The organism is Lysinibacillus irui (genome assembly GCF_028877475.1).
Taxonomy (GTDB): Bacteria; Bacillota; Bacilli; order Bacillales_A; family Planococcaceae; genus Lysinibacillus; species Lysinibacillus irui.
Genome location: NZ_CP113527.1, coordinates 2,435,477 through 2,450,918, shown reverse-complemented (window position 1 = coordinate 2,450,918; position 15,442 = coordinate 2,435,477). Strand labels below are relative to the sequence as shown.

Genomic DNA, 15,442 nt, shown 5'->3' with positions numbered 1-15,442 from the left:
TCATTCGAGAACCCGTTTAATATTATGACCATATTTGATCAAGCTTATCGCTGTAGAAGTGAATAGCTTTTTTATAATCGATTATACCTTGATGACTGGTTGTCCGTACTAATGTATTTAGCAATGTTTCCATTGATTTACTATGCTCGCCAAGATTATAGAGTGTCATGGCGTAAAAGACTTTGACATGCTCAGCTTCCGGAAATTCGTGCATGGCTTGTTCAAGTATCTGTTTTGCTTGTTCATATTGCCCTAGAGTACGATAGGTACTACCTAATCCGAGGTAGGCATCAACTAAAACATCAGGTTCAAGTCCTAATGCAATCGCCTTTTCATAGTGTGGAACTGCTTCCTTTTCTTTTCCTAAAGAATCGTATGTCCAGGCACATTGAAATTGATAGTAGCCATTTTCAGGGTTTCCCTTTAGTAGAGCTACCATTAATTGATTAGCTTCCTCAAGCTGGCCATTTTTTCTTAACGTAATAATAGGTTCTAATTGTTTATCCATTTTATTTAACTCCTTTGTTGTTTTCCCATTCATAAACATAGTTAGTAGCTAGAATATTTGGAGGTAGATAATCGAGGAATTGTTGACGAAAATCTAGCGCTAAATTAACAACGGTTTCATTTCCGATACTGGAACCATTAGAAAAAGCATGGACCGCTATTCCGGCATAGGCGCCCCCAAATGTTGTGATGAACTCTACATAATTAGTATGAGAAGGAATGCTTTCAGCCGCACCATTAGACTTTCCTTCATATACTTCCTCCTTTTGTTCATTATACATGATACTAATTGCTAGAAAGCGCTACAAATGGTATTGTTTGTGTAAAAGTACCATCTTTGAGGTGAATAGAATGCTAGATCGTTCAATGGAAAAGACACGGGAACACCAAGAGGAAAGGGCGTGATAGCACAAAAAAAGAAAAGAGGATACCAATATGACATATAATAAAATGGTTTGTGATGGATTTGAATTGAACTATTGTATAAAGGGGCATGGTCAGCCCATTCTAATTGTGGGTAGTAGTATTTATTATCCACGTCTGTTTTCACAGGAATTATCCCAACATTTTCAACTTATTTTTTTAGATCATCGAGGATTTGGGAAATCAACAAAACGACCTATGAAACAAGAAGATTATACTTTAGATAAAATAGTTGAAGATATTGAACAAGCTAGGCAAATACTAAAGCTGGATAATGTGATTATTTTAGGACATTCAGGTCACGCATTTATGGCGATGACGTATGCTATAGCCTATCCCCAGCATGTTGAAAAAGTCATCCTATTGAATACAGCCCCAACAAATAGCCAAGAGAGACAGCAGCAAAGCATTTCCTATTTTGAAACACATGCAAGTGCAGCGCGTAAAAAACAATTTGAGCAAGATATTGCTTTGTTGGAGCAGGATATTGAACAGGACCCCAAACGACGCTTTGTTCATATGTGTATTCGTATGGGGGCACATAGCTTCTATGATTATACTTTTAATGCCGCATCCATGTGGGAAGACGTTGATACGAATATGGAAATCATTGATTATCTTTGGGGTGTGGCTTTTGCCCAGCAGAATCTAAGTCAACTTGTACACCAATTCCATAAGCCAATCTTTGTAGGTTTAGGCAAGTATGATTACTTAGTTGCACCTGTAGCCTTATGGGAAACAGTAGATCAAGTTCCCCACGTAACGAAAGTCATTTTTGAAAAAAGCGGTCATAATCCAATGTTTGAAGAACCTGCGTATTTCGATGAACAACTTATACAATGGATCAAAAAAGAATAATTATGAGGGCTGGTTACGCTATATGGCGTATAACCGGCCTTATTCCTTATTATGTTTTGCAAAAAAGGCTACTTCCAAAAAGGCTACTTCCAAAAAGGGAAGAGCCAAAGAGTTATTTTGCTGTACAGCTTTTACGAATCGCTTCAATTTTACGGCAATCAATGATGACAGGCAGTCTATTTCCTTCGATTTGAAGGAAATTCCCACAGCAGTTTTGGGAATCGAAGTAGAGGAAATAAATACGTAAAAATCTTGTGCCATCAGATAGGAAAACATCTACTAATGTCCCTGGTTCGAAACATTCTAAATGATGACAGATACAATTTTCACAATGCTTTTTGCTCTGACCTTTCTCCTGGACTGTTTTTTCAAATTGAGGGCTATTATAATATTTGATTTTATAGGAATCTTCTTCAGCCAAATGATCATTGCCATCATATTGGCCTAAGTAATAGTTCTTTGATTCACAATAGCATTTAGCAAATTTATGATAATTATTAAATTCCCAATTTATTCGTGTTAAATATCTATTGTCATCCATTTCATACAACGCTCCTTTATGTCATTTATCTATTTCTAATCTATGTCATAGAGCCTTCTGGAAGATGGTAAAACGTCCATTTATCTGAAGATTAAAAGAAAAGACCAGACTCACAAATAGAGTCTAGTCATTTTTACTATAATCATCTTTCAATAGTCCATATATTTCTAAATCAACAACCCCTTTACCGGACCACACTGTAGCTTGTCGTAATAGACCTTCTTTTATAAAGCCATTTTTTAGCAGCACCTTTTTCGAAGGCTCGTTTAAAGGCATAACCTCTGCCTGGATTCGATGAACATGAACTTCCTCCAATAAAAATTTTACAACGATTTGAAGTGCCTCTGTTGCAATACCTTTTCCCCAAGATGTTTCAGCTAAATAGTAACCGATTGTCACCATATTTACTTTTTGATTAAAATCCATTGCTTCGATAATGCCAACTAATTTTTCGCGTTGAGATTTTTCAAAAATTCCCCATTTTATTCTGCTTTTCTTCATATAATCTCGTTCAAAATGGCCTATCATTTTTTGAACAGTTTGCAGGTTGTGTTTGGGGATAATTCCACAGTACTCAAAAACCTTATCATTATCATAAATAGCGAATATCTCTTGTATATGAATGTCTTCTATTTTTTTGAGTTCTAGATTTGTTGAGTCTAAGATTGGGAACTCATTAAATACTTTTTCAATTATCATGATGGTTGCTCCTTTAAGGGAATATAAATTTTCATGTTTAAAGCATGTGGATAGGTAGAGTGCATGACGTCAGTTACTTCAAAGTCAGGACCAGTATCTCGCTCATAATGAGAATGGGGAAGCCATACTCCATAAATGTAACGTCTCGTATTTTGTATTCCCTCTGCAGTACTAGTCAATGAAAACTCAGCATATTTACCAGCTGGAATTTCAAGATGAATAAAACCTTCCTCTACATGATCTTTAAATGCTTTAACTTCCTCTCCAACAATAAAGGAAAATTGCCCATCCTCCTGAAAGTGTGAAGAAATTCCATATGCTATATTAGGAGCAACTTTATAGGAAATGCGCTCATAATATTTTTGTTGACCAAAATTCAAATAAAAGCCTGAAATATCTCCATAATAGTGATCGTCTTGTAATGTTGTTTTGTATTCATAGCCCACGATTAGTTTTTTAGATAATTGAAGTATTTCTGGTCGCTGCATAGGGAGTTCTCCTTCCAATTTATAGTCCAAAAAGTTCATTTTGGCTTGAAGTGGTATGGAGTAGGCCCCTTTTCGATATTTAGCAGGTGTAATTCCGAAATACTGTACAAATGCCCTTGTGAATGCCTCTTGAGAACCATATTGAAAGTTGATTGCAATTTCAAGTATAGTTTGTGAGGTTGTTTTTAAGAGGAAAGCCGCTTCTGAAAGCCTCCTATTCCGAATATACTGCTGCACCGAAAAACCTGTAATGGCCTGAAAAAGTCTTTGGAAATGAAATGGTGAAAAGTAAGATTGGGAAGAAATAGCTGTAATCATTAACTTTTCCTGAAGGTTTTCCTCAATAAACTCTATGGCGTTTTGAATTCTTTCAAAATAATCCATACCATCATCCTTTCTTGCCTCTATATTACCGTTTATGGTGGATGAGCTTTTGATAATTTGTGCTATTTCGTACATTAAATTGTCATCAACTAGAAATCAATAGTAACATTGAGAAAATTAATTAATAAATGTATAATTTAACTAAATTTACAAGAAAGTGAGTGGTATATAATGAAAGTCAGCTCTGTATTTACACTAAATAACATGAAGGTGTGGGGGGATTAAAAATTTGATTCTTCCGCAACAATCGGAGGAGAAAAAATGTACAAAAATTACGGACCGTTAAGCACAGAGCTTTATGATTTTACAAAACCAGTAGGATACTCCCTTGGTGGGGATATTGAATATTATCTAGAACGATTGCAGGGTATTACAGGTAAGGTACTTGAAGCTGGAGTTGGCTCTGGTCGATTCTATATTCCTTTAAAGGAAAAAGGCATTGATATAGAGGGGATTGATTATTCTCCGGAAATGCTAGCTTCCTGTCGAAAACAATGTCTAGAAAGAGGGCTGACACCAGTGCTTTATGAGGGCAATGTCAGTAATTTTTCATTAAGTAGGCTATACGAGGCGATTGTTATGCCTACTGGCTCGTTCTGTTTAATCGAAAGTTATCAGGAGGCTGTTTCTGCGTTAACGTGTATGTATCAGCATCTAGTTCCTGGTGGACGGATTATCATTGATTTATTATTTCCGACAGACTGGAAAACGGGAGAAATGGCGACAACCTATTATCAAATTTCGGAAGATGAAGGAATTGCGCTTGAAAGAAAATCGATAGCCATGAACTGGGTGGAGCAGAAAACATTAACAGTATTAAAATATGAAAAATGGCGACAAGGAAAATTAGTGGATACGGAACTACAAAAGTTCCCATTGCGTTGGTATGGTGTAGAGGAATTTAAATTTCTATTACAAAGTATTGGTTTCACTACTATTACTTGTTCAGCAAACTACATGTATACTAAACAGCCAAGTCAAGAAACGTCACTCATGACATTTGAAGCTGTTCGCTAAAAACAAAATGACCAGTCATCGTAGCGACTGGTCATTTTTTATTGAGTTTTAATTTTGTTGCGGTACCTACTCCTTTTGTCTGGACATCGACTACAAGATTAACCTCTAGCTCTGGATAAAGAGTCGACCAATCTTTTTTTATTCGATTCCAAGCTTTATAATCCTCACGATGTAGTACTTCGCCAAATTTTAAAATATCAGCCTGATAGGTTTGTTGAATCGTTTGGATTGTGCGCTCTATACTTTCCTTAATTTGCTTGCTCGTTGCTTTATTTAGAGCATCGATGGTTTTGGGCTTGGTTAAATCTAGAGGGCAGCTTATTTCAGCGACGTTCTGTTCAATATCCAGTTGAATCGTAATCGAGGGAATGTCATGCTGAATACGTCCTGTCACTTTTGTTGAAGATTGAATAATTTCTGTCGATATTTTCCCTTGCTCAGGGCAGGCAAGCGTTTCAAAGGTACTCTTAATATTATTGTGTAAAAAGTTATAATTTCTGCTTTCTTCTTCTGTCAAAAAACCAATAAGCTTATAATTTTTAAAAACAGCCAGTCCACCATATTGTAATTGTGCGGGGCTCTTAATTTTTTCAACATTGCTGCTAGATTTTCCAGCATCCGCATCACCATGAATTTGAATGTTAGGTAATACGGCGCTATTATCTATATGACCCAAAGATTGAACTAAATCGTCGAGAATAACAGATTCAGTCGTTCCCCAGGTTGCTTCAGTATCCTTTAAGGATTTAAACAATTTACTAGCTGGAATATCCTCTAATGGTGTTAAAATACTCAAAATTTCTTGGGCAGTCGATTCATGGGCAATAATAATGTTAAATTCGCTTCTACCCTCTGGATCCCTTTGTAGTAAATCTAAAATGCTATTCATTCCTTCTTTAGCCATCTCTTCACCGATGATTATAATTTGCGCATGGGAATAATAGGGTTTCCTTGGCGTCAAAGTGGTTAATTTTCGCATGGCGTCAAATAAGGATTTTCCCTTAGCATGGTAGGTAAAAACAGGGACTTGGAAACTAGAGGCTTTGTTTGAGGCTACCTGACTAGGGTTAACAATTTGCACGGAAATTTCAACAAGCTCCTCCGATTTATCGACCCCAAAGGCCGTAACGATAGCCAATTCGTTTAACTCTCGTTTACTCCAACATCCACCTAACAAAAGAATAATGAAAAGCAATAGTATGAATGACAGTGTGTGCTTGATGATCGGCACCTCCTCAAGGAAAAGGGCAAAGATAGTCCAACATTATTAAGGATAAGCAAATAACAGCCAAAATAATCAAAAAGTGATATTGAGGTAACTCTTTTTGTAAACTGTTATTAGGATAAGCAGAGCATGTCCGCTTGTCTGGCTAGTAAACGTGCATACACTTGGGATGAGGCTTATTTTTTAGTAAAAAACTTTAAGTTGGCCCTTTTAAGGGTTGTTGTTAATAATAGATGGGCCACTGCATTCACAGTGACCCTAGTAACGAATCTAGGAGGTGTAAGGCTAATTAGCTTTACACTACTATAGTATACTAAATTTATATATTGAAATAGTTAATTGCCTGGGAAATAGAAAGAAAATTAAGAATAATATAAAAATAAATTAACTATACTTATTTTTTAACAATATGCATGTAATGGATGGTTTCAAAAGCTGATAAGTAATCCGTCCGATTCTGGAAATAAAGCTGTTGAATAGCAGGAGGGGTAAGATGTTCGTATATGAGTAAACCCAATGGATCTAACATCTTCTCCATGTCCTTATAAGTAAAACACGATTTCATCGGCTCGCCACCTGCAGCAGCCATCTTCACCATGTTGTCCACTCTATTAAAAAGGCCATTTTCCTGAAAGAGAGTTTCATCGGCATAATCCAACACAATGGAACTGCCTGATGGAACAAGAGCAAATAAGTGAGTGAGTAAACTTGCTAATTCTTCTTTCGTTAAATAATAGGAGACACCTAACAGACTAAAAAACGTCTTTTTATACTGAAACCCTTGCTCAAAGAGGGGTTGAGATTGGAATTGTTTAGTAAAATCCATTGAAACAAAATGAAGATGCTTCATTGGTGGAAGTGATCTTGTAATCGTTTCTTCTTAAAAGCCTGGGTTGTAGGATGATCAACCTCAAAAATTTCTACAACTGTTTCTAACTGAGGATGACGATAAGGAAAAGTATCCAAGCCAGCGCCTAAAATGACATATTGCTCGATACCAAGCCGGATTTCATGATGCAAGACATTTTCGTTGTATGCTGCACGTGCCAAGGGAGTAGGAGCGAGTTGAATTTGCGTTATCCATTTTACTAAATTTTTTACATTGTCTTTAGTTGGTATAGCCATGTCCTTGTTAAAGAAGTCGATGCCTTGTATCAGGTAATCTTGAATACTTTGAAACTCTTCAGGTGAGATTAACTCTTTTGCTACATAATCATCAAAAATTTTCGGTGTATCCATTTGACTATGATAAGCTCTACTAAAGGCAGCTATTAATGAAGTGATACTAGATTGCTGTTTATTCATATTAACACTCCTCAAAAAAATAGGATTCCCCTGGCCAGGAGAATCCTATTATACAAAACAATATTTTAAATGTAAATTTTAGCATAAAATAATTTTTTTGTCAAGTTTTCAGTACTTTGATTATACGAGAGGGGAAGATAGATCATACTATAAAATTAAATAAAAAATTTTAAAAATAAATGTAACTTTTTTAACTAACAGCCGTCTAACTTATTAGTAGAATACAAAAAAACTAAAGTAAACGAGTAATATTCACTTTTCACAAAAGGGCCAGGATCACATTTTCGTGATTTCCTGGTCTTTTTGTGTAGGGAGACCCATTTTATTAAAAAAATATGAAACCTTTAGGCTGTTCATTCGTATTATAATGTGAATCAAAAGCTAAGCAAAAATTTAGTTAGATTCACTTTCACTTAAAAGGCTAGGACTTACAGCATGTTGTAGGGTCTAGTCTTTTTTGTATCATTGTTCAGATTTTGTTCAGAACAATATGTTAGTCTATTCAAGAAGATTTTCATAGTCTTTACCTAAACGCAAAATGACCAGCACTCTGTGAAGAGTGACTGGTCATTTTGTTTAATGATGATTAACTAGTTCAGCAAAGAATGGCATGTTTGTTTCAAAATTAGTAACGCTCTGTAAATCTTCTGCCTGTTTTACTAATTGAACGACAAGGTTATTAAAAGGTGTGGCAACACCCAGCTTTTCGCCCAGCTCCGATACTACTCCATTAATATAATTTATTTCCGTTTTACGTTTTTTCTCTAAATCCTGTAGCATACTTGCTTTAAGTAGTTTAGAGGATGCCATCAATTGTTGGAAGGCTTTGACACGTTCAGGGATATCATGAGCCTTTTTCACTTCTAATGAAGCTATATCGAAGCCATTCATTTTGGCAAATTGTACTCCAGCAGCATGCCCCACTTTTATCGTTTCATCCGCAATATGCACGGCGCTAATACTACTCGTCTCATGATCAAGAACGCCACCAAAATTCGTATTGAGCGCGGCAGAAAGACCACTAAAAGCATTGTTAATTAATAGTTTAGACCACTTTGTGCCAACTAAATTGTCTGAGATGTGTGTGCCACCTACAAGATTTAAAATTGTTTGTATTTGTCTAATTCTTTCTGTTGTTTCTCCATTTAATTCACCAATTTGAAATGCATATTGTTTGAAGTGGTTATATTCTGTTGTCAAACTAGATATGCCCGGTTGAATGAATGTAGCACCAAACTCAACTGATCCAGCAATCACACGATTTCGCCCTACAATTGCAGCGACTTTTTTTTCTGGAATCCCATTTTGTAAAGAAAGAACGACACTTGTTTCATTTAAAAATGGTAGTAAGCCTTGTAAAACCGAGTCATTATACAATTGTTTTGTTAACAGTAAAACTAAATCATAAGTTCCTGACATATTTTTAGGCGTAATGGCTTTTACTTTCACTTGAAAGTCAGTAGTTCCTGTTATTTTTGCCCCTGATTGATTCAATTCGTCTACATGTTCTTGATAAACATCAATTAATTCGACATCTTGTCCACCGGCAGCAATATATGCACCAGCGATTGTTCCTAAAGATCCTGCTCCTAAAACGGCGATTCTCATCTAAATGCCTCCTTGGTTTATTTAATTATTCAATTAAGCTTAGCTATTTGTATTTTGTCACGTTGTTTCTCTAATAGCTTCATCTGCATAGTTCCATACGGCGTCATTGCTTGATTAGATAATGTATGGATTAGTGTTCTTTCTATTTTTCAGTTAAATAATCGTAGACAACAGTAGGTGATGCCAACGATAGTTCTGTAACAATATGGGAAGCTGATACAACTTCTAACACTGGTAGATCAGCCATTGGGGCAAGTGCATGGGCAAAAAGTTCAAGTCTCGCTGGACCTGACCATGCTCCCAGTATTTTAATATCCGTAATTTCACTTCTCACTAGCTCACAAATTCTTGGTCGTCCATCATAACCAGGCATCTTTTTCAACATATAATTGGGTTTGATAATTTCTTTCAGTGCCTCTTGATGATCCAGTGGGAAATGTTTATATCCCATTGTTGCATTAGCCACTCTTAATGAACCATAATCTAAGAGACCAACTAATGTATCAGAATCTACAAATAAACTAGGCTTACCTAATTTTTTAGGATACGCAGCAATTTCTCTACCAGAGGCAATGGCGGGGAGACTATCAACATACATTGCATGTAAATAATCACCTTCTTCACCATCCATGCTAACAGGGATGACCTGACCACACTCTGTATAAGAACCTAGCCCTGTAACATCTGGCATTTTCATGATTTCAAATTTGACAAAGGGCTCCTTCACTTCCAATGGTTCTGGAACAATTTTCTTAAGTTTTTCCATATCTGTTTTATAGACGATATTTAAATATTCACGGTTATAAAAGCGATAAGGTCCAATGGGATAAGCACCTGCATCCAACGGTGTTGTGAATTGTCTCATTACTTCATCTTTTCTCATGAAAAACCACCATTCTTTCAACTTTGTCTTCTTACAATAACTACTTTAATGCGGATTTTACATTGCGTCTAATACATAATAAGATATAAATATATTTATTTAGATAAATGAATTAGGGGGCTTAAGCGAAATGGAACTTTTACAATTGAAGTATTTTCAAACAGTAGCAAATACAGAGCATATTTCGAAGGCGGCTCAACAGTTAAATATTGCACAGCCATCCTTAAGTTTGACTATAAAACGTCTGGAGGATGAACTAGGCACAAAATTATTTCATAGAAAAGGAAGAAATATTGAATTAAGTGCTGCAGGACAGATTATGCTCAAGCATGTTAATAAGGTATTTATCGAACTAGAAAATGCAAAAATGGATATTCAATCACTTGATGAAATCAATGCTCGTACAGTTAAAATAGCCATATCAAATACCCGATTTCTCGTTGGACTAATTAGTCAATATATTAATGATTTTCCTCATGCCAAAATTCAACAGGGAATTGAGACAAGGGATGATATACGTATAAATTTAAAGAAAGGGGATATTGATCTGGGCATAGCTGGCCCTCCAATCATTGATGAAGAAATTGAAACCTGTGTGCTTGTGGCAGAGGATGTAGTACTTGTGTTGCCTTCTAATCACCCATTGGCTGGTCAATCAGAGGTTTCTCTAGCTAAGTTTGCAAATGAATCCTTTATTTCCTTAGCCAACAATGCAGAATATAGCCGTTTTACAACGTCACTTTGTGAAAGAGCGGGATTTATGCCTATCAAAAACTATGAAGTAGATTCAACCCTCCTGGCAGAAATTATCCAGCTGGAACAGGGTGTAGCCTTGTTGCCCATATCGGTTTGTAGAAAGTTCAATTTACATTATGTAAAAATAGCTAATATGCATCCAACGTATACAGTAGGTCTGTCCTGGGTAAAAAATTCCATCTCGTCAGCTGCCGTTCAACAGTTACGGGACTTTATTATTACTTACTTTAAAGAAAATAATGAGCACTACAAAATTTAATACCTTTGAAACGGGTTCCTGAAATGCTCGAAAAAACATAAAAATTCCCTAAAATTTTGTTGGAAAATATTTTAACTTGTTCATTGCCTCAACTTAGCGTAGTATTATAACGAATCAAAACTAAGTAAGTTAGTAAGATTCACTTTCACAATAAAACCAGGCGTTCTTCTTAGAAGAGCACCTGGTTTTTTGTTAGTTGCACAATAAGCGACCTGGGATTATATTCTATTATTTAGCAGGCAAATACCCGCGGAGCAAGGCTGAATACCCGCGGAGCAAGGCTGAATACCCGCGGAGCAAGGTGAAATACCCGCGGAGCAAGGCTGAATACCCGCGAAGCAAGGTTGAATACCCGCGAAGCAAGGCGAAATACCCGCGGAGCAAGGCTGAATACCCGCGGAGTAAGGTGAAATACCCGCGAAGCAGGATGAATACCCGAGGAGCAAGATGGAATATCCGCTATCGGCGTTATTCAGTAATACACAAAATCAGCTACAATAAGCAGATTTCTTCTAAGATTAATCGGAAAATCTATGTACGTATAGAAGTTAAAGAAAAAACTTGTTGCAAATATTAATTTTTTATTTTAATCTTTTAATATTGTGTCAAAAAAATAATATTTTTTCTTCTTATCAAGAGAGATGGAGGGACTGGCCCGATGAAATCTCGGCAGCGGAACTTAGTCATTAAGTTACTGTGCCAAATCCAGCAAGAAATGACTTGATAGATAAGAGGTGTATTTTCAATATAAGGCCTCTTCTTGTTCATTCAAGATGAGGCCTTTTTTTATGGAAAAAGGCTGATTTTAATTTTTTTGGAGGTAAAACAGTGAAGAAAGAGAATCCATGGGCGCTGATCCCATTTGTTGTTTTTATGATATTATTTATTGGTTCTGGGGTTATTACAGGTGATTTTTATGCCTTTCCTGTCATTGTTGCTATCACCATTGCAGGTGCTGTGGCTCTAGCCATGAATCGAAAAGAATCGTTTACGAAAAAAGTTGATATTTTTTGTCAAGGTGCAGGGAATTTAAATGTCATGATGATGGTTATTATTTTTCTCTTGGCTGGGGCCTTTTCAGAGGTTGCAAAAGGTATGGGGGCAGTAGATTCCACTGTTAACTTTGCTTTATCGGTCGTTCCGCAAAACTTACTGGTTGTGGGCTTGTTCATCATTGCCTGTTTTATTTCCCTCTCAATGGGTACATCCGTGGGAACGATTGTTGCATTAGCTCCAATAGGCGTTGGAATAAGTGATCTTACAGACCTTTCTATTGCTTTAGTGATGGCGGCTGTTGTTGGTGGCTCAATGTTTGGTGATAATTTATCCTTTATTTCAGATACAACCATTACTGCCGTACGTTCACAAGGCGCACAAATGAAGGATAAGTTTAAGGTTAATTTTTGGATTGTATTGCCAGCAGCGATTGTAACGAGCATTATTTTAGCAATCATTTCAATGGGTGAAACAGCACAAGTGGCGCATGTAAGCTATAATTGGGTTAAAATTGTACCATATGTTTTAGTGATCATTTTAGCGTTATCTGGGATGAATGTTTTCCTTGTGCTGGCACTAGGGATTGTCCTTTCAGGTGCTGTTGGCTTAGTAGATGGTAGCTATCACTTGATGAGCCTTCTGCAAACGATTGGAGAAGGCATGTCCGGTATGTATGAAATCGCCTTTCTTGCCATATTAATAGCTGGAATGGTAGAGGTTATTAAGTTTAACGGAGGCATTGACTTTTTGCTGCACCTTGCGACAAGTAGAATTAAATCGAAAAAGGGTGCTGAATTCGGCATTGCTAGCCTTGTGGGTTTAACGAATTTATCTACTGCTAATAATACAATTGCGATATTAATTGCTGGGCCACTTGCTAAAAATATTGCTGAACAATATGACATTGAGCCAAGAAAATCCGCAAGTATATTAGATATTTTCTCCTGTACAGTCCAAGGGCTTCTGCCGTATGGGGCTCAATTCCTTGCTGCCGCAAGCGTGGCCAAAATATCACCAGTAAGTATGCTGCAATACTCGATCTATCCCATTCTTATTGGTATTTGCGGAATGATAGCTATTTCTATCGGATACCCTTCAAAAAAGAAAGCCTAAAGCTCAAATAAGACCAGCAAAGCAAAATTTTAGCTTAGCTGGTCTTTTTCATCTCTTAAAGTAATGGTTTAGATTTAGAAGGATTACTTTCTTGCCTGTATTAGTGTAAACCAGTTGTTTCCGTTTAATGTTCCAGAAACGTTGTATACTGGCTGATAGAAACCTTTTGTGTCATACATATACGTTAGCTCGATTAATTCAATTTCAAGCTGATCGTCTTTTTTTAGAACCAGCTCTTCTTCTGTAACGAGTGCATTATACTTTATTTGAGGAAATTCTCCATTCTTTATTTGCTCATATACTTCAGCAGGGGACAAGATATCTACTTCCCGTGTAAATTGATTTCTTTGAACATTATAGGCTAATGAATATGCACGTCCATCTTGTGTAAGATCAAGAACTACATCCCCATACCAATAGTCGACATTTAAATCGGGACGATCTGGAAGATTCCATTCAAATTCCCCGTTTTCCAGTACAGAAAACTCTGCTTCTTGAGGGAGGATAGAAAGTTCGTCCATCAATGCCTTCGCCTTATCAATCAAGTGTTCCTGACCAGTCGATGTCGCTTGCTGCGAATAATTATTCGCTGTTAACGACCAATTCCCCATTGAACTTATAAATAATGTATATTGCATACCTGCTTTGTCTTGCAATAAAATTTCTCGGTCGTCTTTATAATTCTTTGCACTCAACTCCGATAACCCTAATTTATCTTGCAACAATGTTTCAACTTCTTCATTATAAATAATTTTTTTATAAACGGGCGCAACAGTAGGGTTTGAGTCTAATTGCAATGAAGTAGATACATGAACACCTGACATATTGGATTTTGTATAAGCGTTTATTGGCAGATGTCCAAATTCTTGTTGAGCATATACCAATGACATCCCAATAAAAATCAATCCCATGATAAGAGGGATAGCCAAAGTTCCAACAAGACTTTTTATTTTTACTTTTTTGTGATGAACAATAGAAGCCCCTAGTCTGTATAATTGGTATCCGATAACCCCACCAAGTGAGTTGTTGAATAAGTCATCAAGCTCGAAAATCCCTGCTCCTGTAAGTGTTTGGTATGTTTCAATTGAAAGTGTAGCACATACGACTACAAGGAAAAGCCTCTTAAAAGCTTTAAATTTAGAGAAAAGTAAGGGTAAGAAAATCCCAAGCGGCACAAACATTAATATATTAAAAATACAATTTTGAAGATCACGTAACGAGTATTTTTTCCAGGCATCGATATAACCACTGAATGGTTGAAGATTCATCTCTAGGAAATGAGAAGAACCACGTCCAATAATCGTTAGCTCACATACAAATACGATATACCCAATGAAGAGTGCGCCAAGCATCATTTTAGTAATACTTAGTTTTTTTCGTTCGGATGGTTGTTTTTTATAATAAACGAAATAATAGAGGGCAATAAGCAAAAACTCAATGCCAATAATAATGATGACGGGCAACATTAAAATTCGAATATTAATAATAATTTCTGTTACTCCCAAGATAAAACGCTCCCAACTAATTGATTCTGTTCATGGTCCACACACATAAAACATGTGTTGACTGTCGACCTTCATTATTGTAAATGGCAATTATTAATAATTATTGAGAATATTTATGAAGATTTCTTAAGATTTTTTCATCATATATGGGGAGGGGAGAGGGGTAATCTTGAACACCTATTTTATAGAAACGTCAAATGAGTGTTTTTATTTTAATAGTGACATTTATATTAATAAAGGTTTAATGAAATCATAGTATTCAAATAATATTTTCCTAGGCCATTATGTATATTTATCAATGATTTATAAGGCTTCAGTTGTAGTGTCTTGTCAGTCCATATAATCAAAAAGAGTATAAACAATTGTCAGAAAATATCAATATACCCTATAATAAAATAAAAACTGAGATAAGAGGTGAACTTATGGGGAAACCAGTAGATTACAATCTATTTCCGGGTTATCAAAAAACACATAATTCCAGACTTGATGAACTAAAAGAAGAATTTATCGAGGAACAAGAAAAAGCAAAAATAGATGGACATATATTAGAGTTTGAAAAAACTTCATCTGAAGAATTGTCTCAATAAGCATCTTTAAAAGAGATGCTTTTTTCTTTGCTTCAACAGGTGAAGAAATAATTTAGGGTCACCGGGCTTTAAAGTGACCCTAAGTAACAAATGGGGAGGCTGTGACGGTCAACTAGCGTCACAACCAAATAAGTGCGTGCGATACACTCCCTATTAATTTGTGTAAAAAAAGGCTACTTATACAAAAAAATGTCCCTTTTATGTTGTGAATTTTTAGTAAATCACTTTAATTAGACAAGATCAAAGGTTTTAACCAAATTGGTTTCCAAGACCAAATTTAAAAAAATT

Annotated in this window: 14 protein-coding genes, 1 pseudogene and 1 riboswitch; of the genes and pseudogenes, 5 read left to right on the top strand and 10 right to left on the bottom strand. The window is 36.0% G+C overall.

The features are described 5' to 3' along the window. Positions 1–22 precede the first annotated feature (22 nt). Both OU989_RS12415 and OU989_RS12410 read right to left on the bottom strand, forming a co-directional pair. Positions 23–508 carry a tetratricopeptide repeat protein gene (locus tag OU989_RS12415; protein WP_274793353.1) on the bottom strand — a complete coding sequence of 162 codons (486 nt, stop codon included), beginning with the start codon at positions 506–508 and terminating at the stop codon, positions 23–25. 1 nt (position 509) lies between these two features. Continuing rightward, the gene (locus OU989_RS12410; RefSeq protein WP_274793352.1) at positions 510–788 is read right to left on the bottom strand and encodes a hypothetical protein; all 279 of its coding nucleotides are present in this window, start codon (positions 786–788) and stop codon (positions 510–512) included. 154 nt (positions 789–942) lie between these two features. Here OU989_RS12410 and OU989_RS12405 point away from each other — a divergent pair, with 154 nt between their 5' ends. Then, the gene (locus OU989_RS12405; protein WP_274793351.1) at positions 943–1,788 is read left to right on the top strand and encodes an alpha/beta fold hydrolase; all 846 of its coding nucleotides are present in this window, start codon (positions 943–945) and stop codon (positions 1,786–1,788) included. 112 nt (positions 1,789–1,900) lie between these two features. On the opposite strand, the gene OU989_RS12400 is transcribed toward OU989_RS12405, so the two are convergent. The 3 genes from OU989_RS12400 to OU989_RS12390 form a co-directional block, all read right to left on the bottom strand. Next, the gene (locus OU989_RS12400) at positions 1,901–2,329 is read right to left on the bottom strand and encodes a hypothetical protein (RefSeq protein ID WP_274793350.1); all 429 of its coding nucleotides are present in this window, start codon (positions 2,327–2,329) and stop codon (positions 1,901–1,903) included. Between the two features lie 123 nt (positions 2,330–2,452). Further along, complete coding sequence (locus OU989_RS12395) at positions 2,453–3,028, bottom strand: GNAT family N-acetyltransferase (protein WP_274793349.1); 576 nt, start codon at positions 3,026–3,028, stop codon at positions 2,453–2,455. Further along, positions 3,025–3,900, bottom strand: coding sequence for an AraC family transcriptional regulator (locus OU989_RS12390; RefSeq protein WP_274793348.1), 876 nt, complete (start codon positions 3,898–3,900; stop codon positions 3,025–3,027). The genes OU989_RS12395 and OU989_RS12390 overlap by 4 nt, the downstream gene beginning before the upstream one ends. A 261-nt stretch (positions 3,901–4,161) precedes the next feature. On the opposite strand from OU989_RS12390, the gene OU989_RS12385 reads away from it, so the two are divergent. Further along, positions 4,162–4,917: a class I SAM-dependent methyltransferase gene (locus tag OU989_RS12385; RefSeq protein WP_274793347.1), complete on the top strand. Its 756-nt coding sequence runs from the start codon at positions 4,162–4,164 to the stop codon at positions 4,915–4,917. A gap of 31 nt (positions 4,918–4,948) precedes the next feature. Here the strand turns inward: OU989_RS12385 and OU989_RS12380 are convergent, their stop codons facing one another. The 4 genes and pseudogenes from OU989_RS12380 to OU989_RS12365 form a co-directional block, all read right to left on the bottom strand. After that, positions 4,949–6,148, bottom strand: coding sequence for a Ger(x)C family spore germination protein (locus OU989_RS12380; RefSeq protein ID WP_274793346.1), 1,200 nt, complete (start codon positions 6,146–6,148; stop codon positions 4,949–4,951). A 388-nt stretch (positions 6,149–6,536) separates the two neighbouring features. Then, positions 6,537–7,447, bottom strand: a pseudogene (locus OU989_RS12375) (class I SAM-dependent methyltransferase). 576 nt (positions 7,448–8,023) lie between these two features. Then, positions 8,024–9,055 (bottom strand): ketopantoate reductase family protein, encoded by a 1,032-nt coding sequence (locus OU989_RS12370; RefSeq protein WP_274793345.1) that lies wholly within the window; start codon positions 9,053–9,055, stop codon positions 8,024–8,026. A gap of 142 nt (positions 9,056–9,197) precedes the next feature. Beyond that, positions 9,198–9,938 carry an acetoacetate decarboxylase gene (locus OU989_RS12365; RefSeq protein WP_274793344.1) on the bottom strand — a complete coding sequence of 247 codons (741 nt, stop codon included), beginning with the start codon at positions 9,936–9,938 and terminating at the stop codon, positions 9,198–9,200. A gap of 130 nt (positions 9,939–10,068) precedes the next feature. On the opposite strand from OU989_RS12365, the gene OU989_RS12360 reads away from it, so the two are divergent. Both OU989_RS12360 and OU989_RS12355 read left to right on the top strand, forming a co-directional pair. Continuing rightward, positions 10,069–10,953 carry a LysR family transcriptional regulator gene (locus tag OU989_RS12360; RefSeq protein WP_274793343.1) on the top strand — a complete coding sequence of 295 codons (885 nt, stop codon included), beginning with the start codon at positions 10,069–10,071 and terminating at the stop codon, positions 10,951–10,953. A 626-nt stretch (positions 10,954–11,579) separates the two neighbouring features. Beyond that, positions 11,580–11,687: riboswitch (SAM riboswitch) on the top strand. 139 nt (positions 11,688–11,826) lie between these two features. Then, positions 11,827–13,062 carry a Na+/H+ antiporter NhaC family protein gene (locus tag OU989_RS12355; RefSeq protein WP_274797338.1) on the top strand — a complete coding sequence of 412 codons (1,236 nt, stop codon included), beginning with the start codon at positions 11,827–11,829 and terminating at the stop codon, positions 13,060–13,062. An 83-nt stretch (positions 13,063–13,145) separates the two neighbouring features. Here the strand turns inward: OU989_RS12355 and OU989_RS12350 are convergent, their stop codons facing one another. Continuing rightward, positions 13,146–14,567: a VanZ family protein gene (locus tag OU989_RS12350; RefSeq protein ID WP_274793342.1), complete on the bottom strand. Its 1,422-nt coding sequence runs from the start codon at positions 14,565–14,567 to the stop codon at positions 13,146–13,148. Between the two features lie 422 nt (positions 14,568–14,989). Between OU989_RS12350 and OU989_RS12345 the strand changes: the two genes are divergently transcribed. Then, positions 14,990–15,154 (top strand): hypothetical protein, encoded by a 165-nt coding sequence (locus OU989_RS12345; RefSeq protein ID WP_274793341.1) that lies wholly within the window; start codon positions 14,990–14,992, stop codon positions 15,152–15,154. The last annotated feature ends 288 nt before the right edge of the window (positions 15,155–15,442 follow it).